Source organism: Paraprevotella sp. (assembly GCF_986071375.1).
Genome location: NZ_CFQRNQ010000013.1, coordinates 45,362 through 64,253, shown reverse-complemented (window position 1 = coordinate 64,253; position 18,892 = coordinate 45,362). Strand labels below are relative to the sequence as shown.

Sequence of the window (18,892 nt, the reverse complement as noted above, 5' to 3'; positions counted from 1 at the left end):
CCTCAAAATATTTAATTTTTCTCCAAAATACCTTAACTTTGCCTCAAAGAAACACAATTATGGACATTGAAGCATTGACACAGGAAGCCATCGGCCTGCTCGAACGGATGGTAAGCCTTCCCTCCGTAAGCAGGGAAGAAAAGGAAGTGGCCGACTTATTGGAAAATTTCATGAAAGAACGGGGCAAAACGCCTTGCCGTACAGGACATAATCTTTGGTGCATCTCGCCGTTTTACCGGACCGGGCGCCCCACCCTCTTGTTGAACGCACATATCGACACCGTGAAACCGGCTGCAAGTTGGACGCGAGACCCGTTCCGCCCTACAAGGGAAGGCGAACGTATTTACGGATTAGGCACGAACGACGACGGAGCTAGCGTGGTCGCTTTGTGGCAGGCTTTTTGCACATTATCCGGTAAAGAACAACCCTACAACCTCATCTTCTTAGCCTCGTGCGAGGAAGAAGTCTCGGGAAAGAACGGTATAGAATCCGTGCTCCCCCTGTTGCCGCACATCGACTTGGCCTTGGTGGGCGAACCCACCGGCATGCAACCGGCCATCGCCGAAAAAGGGCTGATGGTATTGGATGTCACGGCCCACGGCAAGTCGGGACACGCGGCACGTAACGAAGGGGAAAACGCCATTTACAAAGCCATGAAAGACATGGAGTGGTTCAGGACGTACCGGTTCCCGAAGACTTCACCGCTCTTGGGAGACGTGAAAATGAGCGTGACGGTCGTCCATGCCGGCACGCAACACAACGTCGTGCCAGACCAGTGCGCTTTCACCGTAGACGTACGCAGCAATGAGAACTACTCCAACGAAGAAATCTACCGGACAGCCTGCGCCCATACGGACAGTGAAGTGAAAGCCCGCTCTTTCCGCCTGAATTCTTCGCGCATAGACGAGAACCATCCCATTGTGGCCAAAGCCAAAGTTTTGGGACGCACACCTTTCGGATCGCCTACGCTCTCCGACCAGGCGCTGATGCACTTCCCGTCTTTGAAAATGGGGCCGGGCGAATCCTCACGTTCCCACACGGCGGACGAATACATCACCGTAACGGAAATCCGGGAAGCCATAGCCTTATACATCGAGCTGTTGGACGGCCTACAGATATAAAGAAAGATTTGCGGATCCGGCTGAAAGCCTCTCAACGCCCTATCCAGACTTCGGGGTTCAGTTTCTGAGTCTCTTTCCGCAGTTGGAAGTGCAGCACGCAATTACCCGTACCGTCGTCCTCCACCGTACCTAAGATATCACGCGCCTTGACCTTCTGTCCCTTGCTTACCCGCACGGAAGACAAGTTGCAGTAGACGGAAATATAACTGCCATGGCGCACCAATACGTTCTTGGTATCTCCAAACTGGAAGACGGCCGAGACTTCGCCATCGAAAATGGAACGTGCCATAGCTCCGGGACGCCCTACGTAATTGGTTCCCTTATTATCCAAACGAACGTTCTTCAAGCCCGGCACATTATAGGTTCCGAAATGGCTACCCACCATGTAACTTCCCGTAATGGGAACCGGCAGCCTCCCTTTATTCCGGACGAAATTGCCATTCAGGGCTTGTTCCTGAGGCGTAATCCATTTATACTCCGGAGGGATGGAAGAAGATTTTTTCCCTTCTTTCTTTCCCGAAGCGGCTTGATTACGGCCCTGCTTCCGCTGCTTCTCCGCTTTCCGGCGTGCCTCGGCTTCGGCTTTCTTACGGGCAGCCTCGGCTCTCTTGCGCGCCTGCTCCACCTCGTAGGCTATCATCTGGTCTATCTTCTTGTCCAAAGCGGAAAGCTGCTGTTGCTGTTGTTCTACCTCTTTTTTCAGGTGCTTCTGCCTCTGCCGCAATCCGGCTACGTTCTTTTGCTCTTCGTCATGCTGCTTTTGCAACAAAGCCTTTTGCTGCTCGCATTCGGCAATCAAACGGTTTTTCTCGGCTTTCACACCCAATAATTCGTTCTTCTGTGCCAACAAATCGTCCTGCTTACGTACAATTTGCTCAGCCAACGTACGCTGATAATTGGCATATTCCCGGGCATAACGCGAACGACGGTACATCTGAGTCACAGAACGGGTGGAAAGCACGAAAAGCAAAGGACTCCCCACCGACTTGCAAGCCCGTGCATAACGCAAGGCTCTGGCATAATCGGCCTTCTTTGTTTCCAATTCGGCTGCCGTACGCTCCACCTTCCGTTCCAGTGCATTTACCTGGTCGCTGACCTTTTTCAACTGCACCTCCATCGTGTCGATATAACGTTGTCGTGCCTCCAACCGGTTGGCTATCATGCTGATGTCACGCAGCTTGGTGGCTACGGTTTTCTCCGTCGTTTTCAGTTCTTTCCGGGAACGGGTCAAGCCCTTCTGTATTTCTTTCTTCTGAGTTTGCAGTGCCTTTATCTTACGATTGGTCTGCGCCTCCAACGTTCCTCCGCCGGACACGAGCATCCATACCGTAAAAAACATGACCAACCTACATTTCATTTTATCAGTTGTTTTAAAATAAGGTCGGGACTGACCCTCTTGTATTTTCCGCCCGGTTCCGGAGTCAACTCGATGCTTTTCGCATTCCATTTCAAATTGCTCAGCGAAAAGACAGCCGTCAGGTCTTTCCCCGCTCCCGTGACGGATAATTGCATCTTGTCGGGAAAACTTTTTTGCTCCACACTCGCAAAATGCTGATACGTCCAGTTCAGACGGGGCACGGAACCTTGACCTGTAACGGCAATGGACGTATTGCGAATCAACCCGGTCAGCAAGTCGACCACGAACTGGCATTGCAACAACGAACCGCTATTCGAGGTCAGAATCGTACTTTCCTGATTCTTCGAGATGGTAAAGTCCCGCTCTTGCCAACGGCCTTCCTGTCCCGGCACAAACACATCGTTCCAAAACAAAGCCTGCAACGTATAGAAATCCACACCGGCCTGCTGCAAATAAGGCACGTCCGCGTAATCCACCTTTACGTATTCCCTTCCCATCCGGTTGACCATCATCATGTATTGGGGCGTAAATTCCAGACGTCCTACTTCCATAAAGCCCATGGCCACAAGCGAAAGTTGGATCACCTCATCCCGTTTCAAGTTACAGCTTCCGCCCACCGACAAAGATTTCCCGCCCAAATTCAAGTCAAGGTTCATTTTCGAAGTGACAGTCCCCTCCTTCAAACCGGACAACGCCATCTTGTCTACCCACTCCACGGCACCACCATCATCATGCGGCTCCGTCTGCGTTATGTTTTTAGTGGAACGGCAAGCCGACAGACACAATACAAAAACGGCAACCAGGACACCCCATACGAAATTCATTCTCTTCATTCTTCAATATACTTTTTCATTTGGATCTTCTTTTTCAAAAGCCGGGAAACATCACCCCCTTTTTCCTGTGCCATCTTCCAATACTTCAAGGCACCCTCCATGTCGCCGCATTGTGCATAAATATCCCCGGCATGCTCCAAGACTCCTCCGGACACTTCTTCGTCTTTCCCGATGTCCCCTACAAGGACACGGTCCATATAAAGCTTGGCCTCAGCATACTTCCCCTTGATAAAAAGAATCCAGGCATAAGTGTCGATATAGGTCTTGTTTCCGGGTTCCGCCACAATCGTGCGGTGGCTCATTTCTTCTGCCTTGTCCAAATCCTTTTTTTCCAACGAGAGATAATAAGCGTAATTATTCAGGCAACCGACATTCTCCGGGTTGTACACCAGACAAGAGTCGTATGCGATGAAAGCCGAGTCTTTCAGTCCGTTGCTGTAGTACAAGTCGCCCATGATGGAATACATATCGGCCACTATGCCGTGGTCCGTATCCGGCTTGATCTGCCGCACGCCTTTGCGGAACACATCCAAAGCCTTGTCTTGACGTTCAAGCTGATAATAAGAAAAACCCAAATAGAAATAATAGGGTAATTGTTCCGGGTAATGCATGATGGCACGCGTACAAATGTCCGCCACCTTCGGATAGTCATTGGCATGGACAGCCAGTTGCACCAACTGGTACAAAGCCACCTGATTGTCCGGCTCAAGCTTCAGGATGCGTTCCAAAGCCGGTTCGAGCTGGCCATTTATATGTTTCATTTGTAGATAGGAGGCATAAAGCGTCAGCATATCCACCGTCTCAGGGACAGCATCGAAGATGCGGTCGAAAACGGCTAACACCAAAGTGCTGTCGGCATGCGCATTCTCTTGGTCTACGATATAGTTACGCATGAGCATGACCCTGGCCCGTTCGTCAGTCTCTTTTCCATATAAGATTGCATCCAACTGGGTCTGATAAAGCGAATCTTGGCCCGTCTGCTTATAATAATCGAGCATGGACATGCGCAAAGCCTGGTTCCCGGGCTCTTTCTTCCGGACTTCCTCATAAACGGCAAGAGCCTTGTCCGGCTGTTGCAGCAACAGATATTGATCGCCGATTAATACACGATAAGCCAAATCGTTAGGATTCTCGCGCGCCAGACTTTCCAATTCGGCAAAGGCCTTACCGTCCTCTTTCAATTCACGATACAGCCGGAACTTCTCCATGCTGATGGACAGGTTCTTGCCTTCAAGCGTCTCTATGCGGTCGAGCGCACTAATCGCCTCGCGGTATTGCTCACGGTTCATGTACATATTAACCAACTGCGCCAATACATTCGAACGGGTCGGATTGCACCGCACCATATCTTCGAGTACAGGCACGGCCTGCACATCATTCCGGTTACGCAAATAAAAAGACGCAAGGGCTTCCTTATAATATATATTATCCGGTTCCAAAGCCACCGCACGGGACAGATGCGACGCGCACCGGGCAGAGTCATCCATCCCCAGATAATACAATCCGAGATTGTATAACGCTTCGGCCGCATCGGGATTGATGTCCAAACAATGTTTATACAACTCGAAAGAATCATCGTAACGCCCGGCCAACTTGCTCTTCACGGCCTCGGCATAATAATAATCAAACCTGCGTTGTGCCTCGACCGATATACCTTGCGTCTTCCCTCCCGTCGCACAAGACGTGAAACAGGCAGACAACATGGCCCAAACTCCGCATATCAAAACTGTAACCTTCTTCACTGACTTTATTTTTCTCCCGAATGGCCGAAACCACCCACACCTCTTTCCGTATCATCCAAACTCTCCACAGGCTTCCATCCGGCCTGCTCATAACTTGCCACAACCATTTGCGCAATCCGCTCTCCGTCCCGTATCTCGAACGGCTCGGATGACAAATTGACCAGAATGATACAAATCTCCCCCCGGTAGTCCGCATCAATCGTCCCCGGCGAGTTCAACACGGTTATTCCTTTTTTCAAGGCCAGTCCGCTCCTCGGGCGGATTTGTGCCTCCGTCCCGTGCGGCAAAGCGATATAGAGTCCCGTCGGCACCAGGCAACGCTCCAGAGGTTTCAACACGATGGGGCTGTCCAGATTGGCACGAAGATCCATTCCTGCCGAGTCCGAAGTGGCATATTGAGGTAGCGGATGATGCGATTTATTAATAACACGTACTTCCATTATATATAGAAATGATTGTTTTTGAGGTACAAAAATAACCAATTCCCGGAACACAGCCATTGATTTTTTGAGAAAAAGAGAGAATGTCAACCTTTTTAATTACTTTTGTGAAGAATCTACAAGAATGAATATGAATTGGCAGCAACTGATATCCAACAAACGGTTGGGATTGGAAAAATACCACCAAGTCCGGAAAGACGACCGCACGGAATTCCAACGCGATTATGACCGTCTTATATTCTCCGCACCGTTCAGACGTTTGCAGAACAAAACGCAAGTGTTTCCGCTCCCGGGAAGTGTGTTCGTCCACAACCGGCTGACCCACAGCCTGGAGGTGTCCAGTGTAGGACGTTCATTGGGCAACGACATCTCACGGGCACTCTTACAGAAGCATCCGGAACTACACGGAAGCCATCTGACCGAAGCCGGTGCCATCGTGTCGGCCGCCTGCCTGGCACATGACTTGGGAAATCCGCCCTTCGGACATTCGGGCGAAAGAGCCATAGGGACGTTCTTCAGCGAAGGCAAAGGCAACTGGCTGAGAACCTACTGCGACCCCACGAACGGGGACCGGCTCAACGAACGGGAATGGAACGACCTGATTCATTTCGAAGGAAACGCCAACGCATTCAGGTTGCTGACCCACCACTTCAAAGGCCGGCGCGACGGAGGGTTTGTCATGACTTACACCACCTTGGCTTCCATCGTCAAATACCCCTTTTCGTCCAACCTGGCCGGCAGACATGCCAAATTCGGGTTCTTTCAAAGCGAAATCCCCGTCTACCAACGGATAGCCGAAGAACTGGGCATCCCTCGCCAGACCAGCGCAGAAGGCAGCCTGCGATATGTGCGCCATCCCTTCGTATATTTGGTAGAAGCGGCCGATGACATTTGTTATGAGATTATGGACATCGAGGATGCGCATAAACTGAAAATCCTCAGTACGGACGAGACCCAAAGCTTATTGTTGGGCTTCTTTGAGGAAGAACGCCAGAAAAGTATCCGGAAAAACCTGCAATACGTCAGTGACATCAACGAACAAATCGTCTACCTGCGTTCCTGTGTCATCGGTTGCTTGGAAAGTGAATGCGTGAAGGTGTTTTTGGACAATGAAGAAGAAATCCTGGCCGGCACCTTTGAAGGTTGCCTCATCGACCACATTTCCGAAACGCCGCGAAAGGCTTACAAAGCTTGCGAAAGCATGGCATACGCCAAGATTTACCGGAGCAAGGATGTCGTGGATATCGAACTGGCCGGTTTTCAGGTTATCACCACGCTGTTGGAACTCATGACAGAAGCGGTATGCCACCCTGAGAAAGCGTATTCGCAGTTACTCATCAACCGCGTGTCACAACAGTACGACATCGGAGCCGAACGGCTCTACGACCGCATCATGGCCGTATTGGATTACATCTCCGGCATGACGGACGTGTATGCCTTGGACTTATACCGTAAAATCAATGGCATGAGCCTGCCTTTCGTATAACCGAGAAGCCTCATGCCGCCTCCCCCGTTATCCGCGTCCGGAGAAGGTTTCAATGTGCCGCCTGCGCTTTTCCTCCCGAATCTCGTCCACGGCAATCAGGATGCCGGTCTCCTCCACGTCGCCGAACTCGTCGTTGATAGCCGTGCCGAACATCTTCATCGTGGGCGACAACCCCATGTAGGCGTTCACCAAAGGTGGGATATTATAACCCAACTTGCGCACTTCCGAATTCAGTATCTTATAGTCTTCCTTGAAATCCTCGTAAACGAACAATTTACCCAATTCCTCCGTATCGGCTTCCAACTGCAAGGGATGAATCGGCACTATCAGCCTGTCCTTATCCTCGAAATGCTTTTTCAGAAAATACAGAATCATATCACGCCCATAACGGTCATAAGACGGATACATGGTCATCTTACCGAAATAATAGCGCACGTCAGGCACTAAAACCGTCAATGCCCCCAGGCCGTCCCACAAGTTGTCCAAAGTGAACAAGCCTTTTGAACCCTGTCGCGTACTCTGGTATTCCAACGTCACGAACGAACGTCCGAGCTCTATCGTATAGGGCATATAATTCTTCATGAAGTTTTCCGAGAAGTGGAACATGTGGGAAGTAGCCAATATGGGCTGCCCATCCTCACGCAGCTTCACGTCTGCCCCAATCAAATAGCGGTATCCTCCCAAAATTGCTTCTACATCAGGGTCCCATACGATCAACTGCTTATAGGGTTCTTCCATCATGTCGAAGTCATCCAAATCGAGCGACATCCCCGTACCTCCACCGGCAGCCCGGAAAGCGATTTCACGCAAACGGCCGATTTCGCGAAGTACATTCGGTGAATCCTGCCACGTCACCACATATATCTCATTGTGGCTTTTGTTCGTATAACGCAACCTCTTATCCGCAGTCAGTTCTGCCTTCAGCAGCTCTTTACTCACCGGAGCTATGATTTCTTCCATATCATCAATCTGTTTTCTTCTCTTTATAACTTATACACTTTTTCCTTCACTTCCTGTGCCCACTGTTGGGGGCTTTTGGACTTGTCGAACGTGCTCCATGGTATCGGTTTCCCGATTACGACCCGATACTCGCCATGCCTGCTGCGGTACATTTCATCGGGTAAAAACAGCATGGCCAGGTTAAACTTGAGATGCAACCGTTTGCACCATCCCGCGATGGAATAAAAGCGGTCGGAATTCTGCCCTATGAAATGTATCGGCACCACATCCCGCCGGGCAGCCACACTTTTCACGATAAATGTCTTGCTCCATGCCAAGTCCCTTATGCTGCCGTCTTTCATACGCCGCGAACAAATGCCGGCCGGGAACATGATGACTTGGTCATCAGAACGAAAAGCATTCTCTACCATTTGAGGGAAATTACGCGCCTGCTTCCCCAACTTATTGATAGGTATACACAGGGGAGCCAATCCTTTCAGGTTCATCAGAAGGTCATTCACCAGATACTTAATCTTCCCGTCGTAATGACGCCCGAGCACCATTCCCAAAGTCACACCGTCTATGGCACCCAACGGATGGTTGGACACAAAAGTATATTTCCGGGACAAATCGGAAATGTTCTCCAAGCCGTCCACCTTTACTTTCACATCCAAATAAGCCAATGTGTGTTCACAAAAGTCAACACCCACATAACCTTGACGCAGATACTCATTAATAAAATCCTGATGAATGAGACGTTTGAGCCCGTTAATCAGAAAACCGGGAATATATCTGGCTTTCTTTCCGGCACGCGTCCGTATGATGTCATCAAGATCGATTAATGTCACAGCTTTATCCGGCATGATTCTTTCCTTTGTCTCCATTGCAACAGCAAACCTCCATCTTTAACTCAATCTTCCATATTCGTAAAGAAGTCTCACGATACCGTCACTTTAGAGTTGTTAATGATATAAGTCCCCTTCGGCAATCCACTAATCCAGTTTGTCCCTTTGTTCAGTCGGAACAACCCGTAAAATACGCCATTACCCTTATACACCGGAAGCATCTGGGAATGTCGGCTCGTAACCAACAACGAACCTCCCTTCATCTTAATCTTAATTGGATAAGTCGAAGAGACTCTCTTCGTCTTGTAGACATGGGTATATTCGGAAAAAGACACGTCATGCCCTACCGAATCTGCCTTAGCCCGGATGGACACGCGGTCTACAGCCGAAGTGCTTACGGAACTAAAGGACATCAATAGCACCCACAAACTAACCTTTTTCCAACTATGCGCCCACATTACGTTTAAAATTAACTTCTATTTTGCAAAAATAGAATGAAACTATCAGTATCCAAGATAAAGGCTGAATATTTTAAGAAATATTAGACATATAAGGTTTGAAATCCCCGTTCCGCTCTCATTTCCGTTTCAATATCCCGCCCTTCAGAACCGGACAATAATCAACAAAAGCCGAATGGCACTCTACCTTTATCCCGTATCGTCACATCCGGCTTTCGTTGAGTTTATCCTCAGCAGTCAGGCTAATAATTGCCTTACCAAGGAGCTGATAGCCTTACCATCAGCTTTGCCTGCCAACTGTTTCGTGGCTGTGCCCATCACTTTGCCCATATCCTTGGCACTCGTAGCGCCTACGGCAGCAATAATGGCTTTGATTTCCTGTTCCAGTTCTTCTGCCGAGAGCTGCTTGGGCAGATAACGGCTGATGACTTCTACCTGAGCCAACTCTTCGTCGGCCAGATCCTGACGTCCTTGCCCTACGTATAAAGCCGCAGTGTCCTTGCCCTGCTTGGCCAGTTTAGCTAAAATTTTCATTGCCGCATCATCTGTCAACTCATCGTTTGCTCCCGGAGCGGTTTTGGCTTCCAAGAAAAACTTCTTGATGTTCCGCAACGCCTCCAACGCGACTTTATCCTTGGCCTTCATGGCCACTACGATATCCTTACTGATTTGTTCAAAAAGTGCCATATCTTATTTCTTCTTATTATATACTAAAACACTATCATCGACTTTTCCTCTCCATTAGTTCCTGCCGCCATGCCATCGGCCGCGTTCTCCATTCCGGCTGTCTTGCTTTTGATACTGGACAACACTTCCTTGCTACGCTTATAGGTAGGCGTATCTTCCACCATGGAAATCACATCGTCGTTATCCAAGTCGTCTTCTCCGAAAATATAAAGATGATGCGGGCGCTTGATTTCCCTTTGGTTCATGTCATGCGTGTAAAACTCACGTCGGCGTTCGGCTTTCTTTACGGCTATTTCTTCTTTCTGAGCCCGCGCTTCTTCATCTTCAATGCCATGCTTGGCCATCACATTATCCATGCCCGGCACGTTCTTCAGACCGAATCCGGTAGCCAACACCGTGATCTTTACCTTCTTCTCCAACGTAGCATCCGTGGCCAGTCCGAACTTCGTCTCCACATCGTCACCGAACTTACTCATGAATTCATGCACTTCGTTCATTTCTTCCATGGTCAACTGGTCGCTCTCTTCCTGATCGCAGAACGAAATGCTCAGCAACACCTTCTTGGAGTTGAATATGTCGTTGTTATTGAGCAACGGGGAATGAAGCGCACTTTCAATGGCCTGGCGCACACGCCCTTCACCCTCTCCGAATCCAGTACTCATGATGGCCACGCCACCGTCTTTCAGCACCGTGGTCACATCCTGGAAGTCGAGGTTCACAATGCCATGTACCGTAATAATTTCGGCTATGCTCTTGGCGGCAACGGACAACGTATCGTCTGCCTTGGCAAAAGCATTCAACACAGTAAGCTCCGGATAAATCTCACGCAAGCGTTCATTATTGATAACCAACAACGCATCGACATGCTTGGATATTTCCTCCACACCGTCCAATGCCTGGTCTATTTTCTTCAATCCCTCAAAACGGAACGGTATAGTCACGATACCGACCGTCAGGATACCCATTTCCTTGGCACATTGTGCTATCACGGGAGCTGCACCGGTTCCGGTACCGCCTCCCATTCCGGCCGTAATGAAGACCATACGGGTTCCGTCGTTCAGCATTTCTTTTATACCGTCCAAACTCTCCATGGCTGCCTGACGAGCACGTTCGGGACGGTTTCCGGCCCCCAATCCTTCTGTCCCCAATTGCAGACGCGTCGGGATAGGAGAGTCGCTCAAAGCCTGATTGTCGGTATTGCACAGCACAAAACTCACATCATGGATACCCTCCTTATACATGTGATTGACGGCGTTACCTCCGCCTCCCCCAACTCCGATCACTTTAATGATGCTCGGGCTGTTCGTTTTGAAGTTAAACCGTATGTCTGTTTCTTCTTGCATAATCTATTTTGTTTTTCTATGTTATTCTTCAGTTACCGTTTTAGTCAAATCCACAAGTTTCTCTTTAAACTTCTTCCAAATCCCCCCTTTACTTTTCGGTTCCTCTCTTTCGTAGACTTCCTTATGCGTTTCCTCTACCGGAACAAAACCGGGAGCCGTTTGCGGCATTTCCTGTTCTTCTGCAACCTCCTCGGGCACTTCCTCCTTCATTACGACCTTGGGTTCCACGCAATTCTGGTTTCCTTCGTTCATCAACGCTAACAAAGTATTCAAAGAACCGTCCTTCACAACCTGCTCGGCATGAACAGCTTGTAAGGCAAAAGGTACAATACGCGCAAAACGCGTTTTATCCGGATGAAGACGGGCTGCTGCCGCTTTATCAAGGTTCTTCACATTGGATGCCGCACCCGAAATGACAATTCCGGCCAACAACTTATCCTGATAGCCGCTGTTACGAATCTGTGCTGCCACATTGCTCAAGATTTCTTCCTCACGAGCCTCTACAATGTCCACCAACAAACGCTCCTCAATCGTACGACCGTTGTTCACCAGAAGATTCTTGGCCAGTTCTTCACTGCTCAGATCGGAATAAGCCGACCCGTATTTCATCTTCAGTCCCTCCGCTTCGTCCTCATCAATTTGCAGGCTGCAAAGATCCTGAGTGATATTATTTCCTCCTAACGGTATCACTGCCAGATGGCGCAACAAGTTGCCTTTATATACTGCGACAGTAGTCGTTCCGTAACCGAAATCCACAAGAGCACAGCCCGAACGCTTCTCCGTATCCGTCAGCACGCAGCCGGCTAAAGCCATCGGTGCCACAAACATGCCGGCCACGTCAAGCCCGACCGCCTCCACACATTTCAGAATATATTCTTTAATTTCCGTTTTGGCAATGATATTCAGATAGTTTCCGTCTATCTGGCTGCTCAGGACCCCGACCGGATCCACCGTAGTATCCAAACCGACATGGTATTCCTGCGGAACCACTTCCAGTATTTCATAGCCGGCATATACCGTATTCCTGTTGGTCTTGAGCAAAGAATCCACCAACTCTTGCGATACCACGGTTTTTGTGGCAAACTGACGTGACACCGTGTTCTTCTTCGTCCGCAACGACTGACCTCCTATTCCGACAAAGACCTTACGCACGCGCATTTCCAACGCATTCTCCATCTTGTCGACAATGTGTTTCAAACACATCACGGTCTTGTCTATATTATATACCACACCCTTGCGGATACAGTTCCGTGCATCTACCTGTTCGATATCCAACACCTGCACACTGCCGTCTATATTCTTGCACCCGGCCACACCCCGTATCTTCGAGGAACCGAATTCTATCGCTACAATGATTTCTTTCTCTACAGCCATATCATTTCTTATTTTTCTTGCAAATAATTTGATTGTTATACTTCAGGCTGATCTGGGAGTACTTATTCCATCCCACCTTGTTCAGTCCTTCCGTATAAAATTCTTTCATCCTGCCCAGTTTGTCTTCCACATTCGTGGGACGCCCCAAAAGGATCGTATGTTCCCCTACCCGGGGCACTAATTCCACCTCGCCATTCTCCAACACATGAATCTGTTGGATTTGGTGGTTCCAGAACGGGTTATCTTGTATCAGCCTTCCCAGACGAGTCAGATTCTGCCGGGCATACTGCGGTGTGATATCCCCGGTCGCCACGACCAAATCAGCGTAGTAGGAGGATTTCGGCATCTGCCGGCCCGCACGGTCCAGATAGTAATCCTGTCCGTCGGAAGACATGACATGCAATATAGGAAGACGTTGCTTGATGCGCACACATACCTTCCCGCCGGGCGTCTTATAGCTTGTTACGTCCTCGATATAAGGATTCTTCCGCAAAGCCTCTTCTATCCGGCTCAACATCACCTCGTCCATTTTTTGTCCCGTCGGGTTGCATTTGCGGCTTTCCAACAGCCTCAACACTTCTCCCGACTGGATGAAACCGGTCCGCAGACTGTCTTCGACCACAACCTCCACGCCATTGCACACAAGCCCTTCCTTGGGTTTGTTCAGCACCGTGACTGCTGCGATAAAATAGCAAAACAGTCCCACCAAAAACAATATAATGGCCAACTTCTTAATCATCTCTCTTCCAATACCTCCGTAATCTGCGGAGCATAGGATTCCAAATCTCCGGCTCCCAACAATATAAACACATCCGCATCCGACTGCCGCACTATTTCCGGCACGTCTTCCTTCCGGCACAGGCATTTCTTCACCGTAGGAGCCAAACGGTCGTATATCAGCCGGCTCGTCACGCCCGGGATAGGCGCTTCACGGGCAGGATAAATATCCGTAAGAATCACCTCGTCCAACAGCGAGAGGCTCCCGGCAAACTCCTTATAAAAATCACGTGTACGCGTATAAAGATGAGGTTGGAATATCGCTGCAATCTTCTTTCCCCGGTACAGTTCGCGGACAGATATCACGCTTTGACGTATCTCGGCCGGATGATGGGCATAGTCCGTCAGGAAAACGGCCTTATCGCTCTTCAAGCGGAAATCGAAACGCCGGTCCACTCCTCTGAACGAAGCCATGCCTTGCTTTATCTCTTCCGGTGTCACGCCGCTGATTTGCGCCAAGGCCATGGCCGCTATCCCGTTCTCGATATTGATGCTTACGGGAACGCCCAACTGCACATCCTTGATATGCCCTAACGGAGAGATAAAATCAAAATATATTTCACCGTCACCGATACGGATGTTCTCCGCATGGAAATCCCCGTGCCCGCGACTATAAGAATAGGTCATCACCCCCTCTTGTACATCCGGCTGCATCTCCAGTCCCTCGTGCAGGACCAAAAAACCTCCCGGACGAATCAAGGAAGTATATTTTCTGAAGCTTTCCAAATAGGCCTCTTTCGTCCCGTAGATATCCAAGTGGTCGGGATCGGTGGCTGTAATCACAGACGCGTATGGCGTCAGCCAATGAAAAGAACGGTCGAACTCGTCGGCTTCAATGACCACGTAGTCGCTCTTCGGAGAAAGAATGTAATTCGTACCGTAATTCTTGGTGATGCCACCCAAAAAGGCATTGCAGTCCACGTGGCTCTGGTGCAGGATATGGGCCGCCATGGACGATGTGGTGGTTTTCCCGTGCGTCCCGGCCACACAAAGTCCTTTATGGGCACGCGTCAACGCGCCCAACACCTGCGCACGTTTCTCTATCTCGAATCCGTTCGCCTTGAAATAGGCCAACTCGGCATGCTCGCAGGGGATGGCCGGTGTATAAACCACCAGGCAAGCGTCCTTGTCCCGACAAGCGGAAGGAATCTGTTCCACATCCTCTTCATAGTGAATCCGGGCACCCTCTTCCTGCAACTTCCGCGTGAGTTCGGAAGGCGTGCGGTCGTAACCTCCCACACAAAGCCCTTTCTGCAGGAAATAACGGGCTATGGCACTCATGCCGATTCCCCCTATTCCTACGAAATACACAGCTTTTATCGCGTTCATTTCCATCTTCTACTTCTTCCTTTAAATAAACCGCTCCCGCTCGGCAGAGGCAAGCAAGCTTGCCTCCGCGCTCGCTTAATCGCGGTTTTCCCTATATGCCACGGCGAGTTTACAAACCTCTTCCGCAATGCGGTCGGCAGAGTCCGTAAAGGCCATGGCTTTGATATTCCGGCCCAATGCAGACAATTTGTCCGCATCCCGGATGACATTCAGGGCCAATCCGATTAATTTGTCCACGGCCTCGTCATCTTTGACGTAAAGCGCGGCTTGTTTGTCGACCAAAGCCAACGCGTTTTTAGTCTGGTGGTCCTCGGCCACGTTCGGCGAAGGCACCAATATGGCCGGCTTGCCCAACAGGCACAATTCCGAGATGCTACTGGCCCCGGCCCTTGAAATGACCAAATCGGCAGCCGCGTATGCGTCCTCCATCTTGGCGATGAAATCCGTCACGAACAGATTGTCGGGCTGCCCTTTCAGTTTCAACTGTTCCTGTATATGGGCAAAATAATAACCTCCCGTCTGCCAGATAAACTGCACACCGGAAGCCGAAATAGCCGTAAGATTAGCGAGCACGCTCTCGTTCAAAGTACGCGCCCCCAAGCTGCCGCCTATCAGGAGCACCGTTTTCAGCCCCGGCAGCAAGCCGAAATCCGCCAAAGCCTCTTCACGGCTTTTGGTATTTTCCAACAAACCTTGACGGACAGGATTTCCCGTCAGGATGATTTTCTCTTTCGGGAAAAAACGCTCCATTCCGTCGTAAGCCACACAAATCTTATCGGCCCGCTTGGCCAACAACTTATTGGTCACTCCGGCATACGAATTCTGCTCCTGTATCAATGTGGGGATTCCCATTGCCCCGGCCACATTCAACGTGGGACCACTGGCATATCCTCCCACTCCCACGGCCGCCATCGGCCTGAAATCACTGATAATCTTCCTCGCCATTCTCCGGCTTTTCCAAATCTTGAAAAGCACGGCAATATTCTTCAGCAAATGCTTGCGGTCGAAACCGCAAATCGGCAATGCCTTGATAGGATAACCGGCAGCCGGAACACGCTGCATCTCCATCCGCCCCTCGGCTCCGACGAACAATATCTCGGCTTCCGGATGCTGCGATTTGATGGCATTCGCAATGGACACGGCAGGGAATATATGTCCGCCCGTTCCTCCTCCGCTCACGATAATCCTTAACTCTTCTCTCATGAAACTGAATTTTATCAGCAAAAATAATAATAAATCCGGTATTTCTATCCTTTTTTCTTCCTTATTTTATTCCGGATAAGAATTATTCCTTACAAAATCATTTGATTCAGCCCATTCTCTCATCCACTTGCGGCAAACGTTTTTTCAATCTGCGCCAAATGATTTTTCATTCTCAGTCGAACGATTTTTCAATCTCCTGAGACCGGTTTTCCAATCTACGGCAATAAATTCAAAGAATATAACTTCTTGAAAACAAGCCTTCTATACACAAAACCGCCCACAAGCCTTCCACAAAGGGCAAGCAGCGGATGGAGAATCATAAATCATGACATAAAGAAAAGTCCGTTCCCTTCCCGGGAACATTACCGTCCCTCATGCGAATCTTTCTTCAATCTTCAGTTTCTTCCGTTACCTGGGGCTTTTTCTTGGCCGAACGGCTTACGCTCAGGATGACTCCCATATACACGCAATTAATCAAAGTGGAGGTACCCCCTTTACTGATTAGCGGCAAGGGTTGCCCCGTCACCGGAAAGACCCCGACGGCCACTGCCATATTAATCATGGCTTGCGTGACGAGCATCAACGATAGCCCCATCACAAGGAAAGCCGGGAAGTTCCGCTCGCACCGGCTGGCTATCCTGGCCGACCGGAAGAGCAACACGATATATAGGAACATGACGAAAGCTCCGCCGCCCAATCCGAGTTCCTCTATGACGATGGCATAAATAAAGTCGGAAAACGACTGTGGCAGGAAATCGCGTTCCACGGAATTTCCCGGCCCCCGGCCTATCACATTACATGTGGCAATGGCTATCTTGGCATGCGTCACCTGCGGATTCTTGGTCAGGTCGTAATCCGCCGCATCCTCCGGTATATTCCCATGCCCGCGTACACGACTGGCCCACGTAGGCAAACGGTGCAAGCCGGGCCATTCGCTCATGGATTCTGTCGTAGAGTCCGGTGCAAAACGCAAAAATGAGAACAAACCGGCTCCGGCAATAACGATAATGCCCAATAAGGTGCCCAACTGTTTCCAAGGTATCCCGCCTATGAACATCATCACCAGAATGACCAGGAAAGTCATGGCGGCCGTAGAGAAGTTTTCGGGGACAATCAGCGCACAGATTACCATCGAAACGCCCATAATCCACTTGAACGCACGACGTTGCGCACCGGCCTCGTCACGCATGCTCGAAAGAATCATGGCTGTCGTGGCTATCAATACGCCTTTGGCTATCTCGGAAGGCTGAAAACCGATACCGCCCACCTCAAGCCATCGGCTCGCGTTGTTCACCTTCGTGGTGAACATGGCTATCCCAAGCAAGAATACGGACAACGGTATGCCGGCCAAAGGTATCAACTTAAAATAACGGCACGGTATCTTATGCACCAAAATCGTGGCCAACACGCCTACGACGAAATATGAGGCATGCTGCAGAATCGGCTTCCAATAATACCCTGTCTTGTAACTCATATTACTGGAGGCACTATACACTTCTATGATGGATATCATGCCGAGGAAGAACAAAATCATCCAAATGACCTTGTCACCTTCGAACAGGCTCCACTTCTTTAAAACTTTTACAGGTGTGACCATCCTTTCGCTCCCTTACTTTACAACGCCCTTACCAATGATTTGAACTGTTCGCCACGGTCTTCCATGTTCTTGAACAAATCGAAGCTGGCACAACAAGGGCTCAACAATACGGTATCGCCGGGACGGGCCATTCTGTAACATGCTTCCACGCAGTCTTTCATGCTATGGGTGTCGGCAATGGGAATACCGAATGAATCGAAAAAGGCATGCAGTTTCCCGTTGTCTGCCCCAAGGAACACCAGTCCCACACATTTTTTCCGCACCAGTTCGGCTATGGCCTCATAATCATTCCCTTTGTCTTTTCCTCCCAAAATCAATACCGTGGGCGTTTTCATGCTCTCCAATGCGTACCAACAGGCATCCACGTTGGTGGCCTTGGAATCGTTGATATAATCCACGCCACGCACACGCACCACTTTCTCCAAGCGGTGTTCCACGCCTTCAAAATCACTCAGGCTCTGACGAATCACCTCGTTCTTCACCCCGGCAATGTCGGCCGTGATGCCTGCCGCCAAAGAGTTATACATATTGTGCTTCCCGGTCAAAGCCAATGACTCCTGTTCCATGTTGAACGGCGTGGGGTATTCTATCACATATTGCCCGTCGGCCAGATAACCTATCATCCCTTCTTTCTTCAAGATGGAGAACGGACACTTCTTGGCCTTGATTTGGTATTTCTCCAATTCTTTCCGGATAATCGGGTCGTCATTCCAATAAACGAAGGCATCCGTCTCTTCCTGGTTCTGCAAGATGCGCATTTTGGCATCCACATAATTCTGCATGCAATGGTCGTAACGGTCCAGATGGTCGGGCGTGATGTTGAGCAATACGGCAATGTTGGCCCGGAAACGGTACATGTTGTCCAACTGGAAACTGCTCAGTTCTATCACATAGTAGTCATAATCTTTCTCGGCCACCTGCAGAGCCAGGCTTTGGCCGATATTCCCGGCCAACCCGACATTGTAACCCGCTTTCTTGAAGATATGGTAAATCAGGGATGTCGTGGTAGTCTTGCCGTTGCTGCCCGTAATGCAAATCATCTTGGCATGCGTATAACGTCCCGCAAACTCGATTTCCGAAATGATAGGGATACCGGCCTCTTTCACTTTCAACACCATCGGGGCATCTTCCGGTATGCCCGGGCTTTTTATCACCTCGTCCGCATTCAGGACTAATCCTTCCGTATGGCCGCCGTCTTCCCACGCAATCCCGTAACAGTCCAACATGTCTACATAATGAGGTTTGATTTTTCCCATATCGGAAACAAAGACATCAAAGCCTTTTTTCTGAGCCAGCACTGCAGCACCCACGCCGCTTTCGGCCGCTCCCAATATTACCATTCTTTTCCCCATAGCTTCTTC

At 49.8% G+C, this 18,892-nt stretch carries 17 protein-coding genes; 2 read left to right on the top strand and 15 right to left on the bottom strand.

The window, feature by feature from the left end; translation table 11 throughout:
* The first annotated feature begins 59 nt into the window (after positions 1 to 59).
* Positions 60 to 1,121, top strand: a complete 1,062-nt coding sequence (locus AC5RDV_RS08575) for a M20 family metallo-hydrolase (RefSeq protein ID WP_172634408.1) — start codon at positions 60 to 62, stop codon at positions 1,119 to 1,121.
* 31 nt (positions 1,122 to 1,152) lie between these two features.
* Here AC5RDV_RS08575 and AC5RDV_RS08570 read toward each other — a convergent pair whose 3' ends face one another.
* Genes AC5RDV_RS08570 through dut form a run of 4 tightly spaced genes read right to left on the bottom strand, consistent with a single transcriptional unit; the run spans position 1,153 to position 5,493 of the window.
* On the bottom strand, positions 1,153 to 2,478 hold the full coding sequence (locus AC5RDV_RS08570) for a murein hydrolase activator EnvC family protein (protein WP_008629017.1): 1,326 nt from the start codon (positions 2,476 to 2,478) through the stop codon (positions 1,153 to 1,155).
* Positions 2,475 to 3,311, bottom strand: a complete 837-nt coding sequence (gene lolB1, locus AC5RDV_RS08565) for a lipoprotein insertase outer membrane protein LolB1 (RefSeq protein WP_008629016.1) — start codon at positions 3,309 to 3,311, stop codon at positions 2,475 to 2,477. The genes AC5RDV_RS08570 and lolB1 overlap by 4 nt, the downstream gene beginning before the upstream one ends.
* Entirely contained in the window at positions 3,308 to 5,053 is a 1,746-nt protein-coding gene (locus AC5RDV_RS08560) for a tetratricopeptide repeat protein (RefSeq protein ID WP_282748414.1), read from the bottom strand. The genes lolB1 and AC5RDV_RS08560 overlap by 4 nt, the downstream gene beginning before the upstream one ends.
* Before the next feature lie 5 nt (positions 5,054 to 5,058).
* Positions 5,059 to 5,493 carry a dUTP diphosphatase gene (gene dut / locus AC5RDV_RS08555; protein WP_282748413.1) on the bottom strand — a complete coding sequence of 145 codons (435 nt, stop codon included), beginning with the start codon at positions 5,491 to 5,493 and terminating at the stop codon, positions 5,059 to 5,061.
* Between the two features lie 130 nt (positions 5,494 to 5,623).
* Here dut and dgt point away from each other — a divergent pair, with 130 nt between their 5' ends.
* Positions 5,624 to 6,979, top strand: a complete 1,356-nt coding sequence (gene dgt, locus AC5RDV_RS08550) for a dGTP triphosphohydrolase (protein ID WP_282748428.1) — start codon at positions 5,624 to 5,626, stop codon at positions 6,977 to 6,979.
* Positions 6,980 to 7,006: 27 nt separating this feature from the next.
* Here the strand turns inward: dgt and glsB are convergent, their stop codons facing one another.
* The 11 genes from glsB to murD all read right to left on the bottom strand — a co-directional run bounded on the left by glsB (position 7,007) and on the right by murD (position 18,883).
* Positions 7,007 to 7,939, bottom strand: a complete 933-nt coding sequence (glsB, locus tag AC5RDV_RS08545; RefSeq protein ID WP_008629008.1) for a glycine N(alpha)-acyltransferase GlsB — start codon at positions 7,937 to 7,939, stop codon at positions 7,007 to 7,009.
* A gap of 23 nt (positions 7,940 to 7,962) precedes the next feature.
* Positions 7,963 to 8,781 carry a lyso-glycine lipid O-acyltransferase GlsA gene (gene glsA, locus AC5RDV_RS08540; RefSeq protein ID WP_172604707.1) on the bottom strand — a complete coding sequence of 273 codons (819 nt, stop codon included), beginning with the start codon at positions 8,779 to 8,781 and terminating at the stop codon, positions 7,963 to 7,965.
* Between the two features lie 74 nt (positions 8,782 to 8,855).
* Positions 8,856 to 9,221, bottom strand: a complete 366-nt coding sequence (locus AC5RDV_RS08535) for a hypothetical protein (protein WP_008629006.1) — start codon at positions 9,219 to 9,221, stop codon at positions 8,856 to 8,858.
* A 237-nt stretch (positions 9,222 to 9,458) separates the two neighbouring features.
* Positions 9,459 to 9,908 carry a GatB/YqeY domain-containing protein gene (locus AC5RDV_RS08530; protein ID WP_008629005.1) on the bottom strand — a complete coding sequence of 150 codons (450 nt, stop codon included), beginning with the start codon at positions 9,906 to 9,908 and terminating at the stop codon, positions 9,459 to 9,461.
* 23 nt (positions 9,909 to 9,931) lie between these two features.
* Positions 9,932 to 11,251, bottom strand: coding sequence for a cell division protein FtsZ (gene ftsZ, locus AC5RDV_RS08525; protein WP_008629004.1), 1,320 nt, complete (start codon positions 11,249 to 11,251; stop codon positions 9,932 to 9,934).
* Between the two features lie 21 nt (positions 11,252 to 11,272).
* On the bottom strand, positions 11,273 to 12,625 hold the full coding sequence (ftsA, locus tag AC5RDV_RS08520; RefSeq protein ID WP_008629003.1) for a cell division protein FtsA: 1,353 nt from the start codon (positions 12,623 to 12,625) through the stop codon (positions 11,273 to 11,275).
* Between the two features lies 1 nt (position 12,626).
* On the bottom strand, positions 12,627 to 13,364 hold the full coding sequence (locus tag AC5RDV_RS08515) for a cell division protein FtsQ/DivIB (protein WP_130893880.1): 738 nt from the start codon (positions 13,362 to 13,364) through the stop codon (positions 12,627 to 12,629).
* On the bottom strand, positions 13,361 to 14,737 hold the full coding sequence (murC, locus tag AC5RDV_RS08510) for a UDP-N-acetylmuramate--L-alanine ligase (protein ID WP_276786776.1): 1,377 nt from the start codon (positions 14,735 to 14,737) through the stop codon (positions 13,361 to 13,363). The genes AC5RDV_RS08515 and murC overlap by 4 nt, the downstream gene beginning before the upstream one ends.
* A gap of 69 nt (positions 14,738 to 14,806) precedes the next feature.
* Positions 14,807 to 15,934 (bottom strand): undecaprenyldiphospho-muramoylpentapeptide beta-N-acetylglucosaminyltransferase, encoded by a 1,128-nt coding sequence (gene murG, locus AC5RDV_RS08505; RefSeq protein ID WP_008629000.1) that lies wholly within the window; start codon positions 15,932 to 15,934, stop codon positions 14,807 to 14,809.
* A 388-nt stretch (positions 15,935 to 16,322) separates the two neighbouring features.
* On the bottom strand, positions 16,323 to 17,531 hold the full coding sequence (locus tag AC5RDV_RS08500; protein ID WP_008628999.1) for an FtsW/RodA/SpoVE family cell cycle protein: 1,209 nt from the start codon (positions 17,529 to 17,531) through the stop codon (positions 16,323 to 16,325).
* A gap of 17 nt (positions 17,532 to 17,548) precedes the next feature.
* Positions 17,549 to 18,883, bottom strand: a complete 1,335-nt coding sequence (gene murD, locus AC5RDV_RS08495; protein WP_282748412.1) for a UDP-N-acetylmuramoyl-L-alanine--D-glutamate ligase — start codon at positions 18,881 to 18,883, stop codon at positions 17,549 to 17,551.
* Between the last annotated feature and the right edge of the window lie 9 nt (positions 18,884 to 18,892).

Bases quoted from the DNA above. Each gene is read 5' to 3' on its own strand.
- AC5RDV_RS08575 (WP_172634408.1), top strand. From the start codon at position 60: ATGGACATTGAAGCATTGACACAGGAAGCCATCGGCCTGCTCGAACGG.
- AC5RDV_RS08570 (WP_008629017.1), bottom strand. From the start codon at position 2,478: ATGAAATGTAGGTTGGTCATGTTTTTTACGGTATGGATGCTCGTGTCC.
- lolB1 (WP_008629016.1), bottom strand. From the start codon at position 3,311: ATGAAGAGAATGAATTTCGTATGGGGTGTCCTGGTTGCCGTTTTTGTA.
- dut (WP_282748413.1), bottom strand. From the start codon at position 5,493: ATGGAAGTACGTGTTATTAATAAATCGCATCATCCGCTACCTCAATAT.
- dgt (WP_282748428.1), top strand. From the start codon at position 5,624: ATGAATTGGCAGCAACTGATATCCAACAAACGGTTGGGATTGGAAAAA.
- glsB (WP_008629008.1), bottom strand. From the start codon at position 7,939: ATGGAAGAAATCATAGCTCCGGTGAGTAAAGAGCTGCTGAAGGCAGAA.
- glsA (WP_172604707.1), bottom strand. From the start codon at position 8,781: ATGCCGGATAAAGCTGTGACATTAATCGATCTTGATGACATCATACGG.
- AC5RDV_RS08535 (WP_008629006.1), bottom strand. From the start codon at position 9,221: ATGTGGGCGCATAGTTGGAAAAAGGTTAGTTTGTGGGTGCTATTGATG.
- AC5RDV_RS08530 (WP_008629005.1), bottom strand. From the start codon at position 9,908: ATGGCACTTTTTGAACAAATCAGTAAGGATATCGTAGTGGCCATGAAG.
- ftsZ (WP_008629004.1), bottom strand. From the start codon at position 11,251: ATGCAAGAAGAAACAGACATACGGTTTAACTTCAAAACGAACAGCCCG.
- ftsA (WP_008629003.1), bottom strand. From the start codon at position 12,625: ATGGCTGTAGAGAAAGAAATCATTGTAGCGATAGAATTCGGTTCCTCG.
- AC5RDV_RS08515 (WP_130893880.1), bottom strand. From the start codon at position 13,364: ATGATTAAGAAGTTGGCCATTATATTGTTTTTGGTGGGACTGTTTTGC.
- murC (WP_276786776.1), bottom strand. From the start codon at position 14,737: ATGGAAATGAACGCGATAAAAGCTGTGTATTTCGTAGGAATAGGGGGA.
- murG (WP_008629000.1), bottom strand. From the start codon at position 15,934: ATGAGAGAAGAGTTAAGGATTATCGTGAGCGGAGGAGGAACGGGCGGA.
- AC5RDV_RS08500 (WP_008628999.1), bottom strand. From the start codon at position 17,531: ATGGTCACACCTGTAAAAGTTTTAAAGAAGTGGAGCCTGTTCGAAGGT.
- murD (WP_282748412.1), bottom strand. From the start codon at position 18,883: ATGGGGAAAAGAATGGTAATATTGGGAGCGGCCGAAAGCGGCGTGGGT.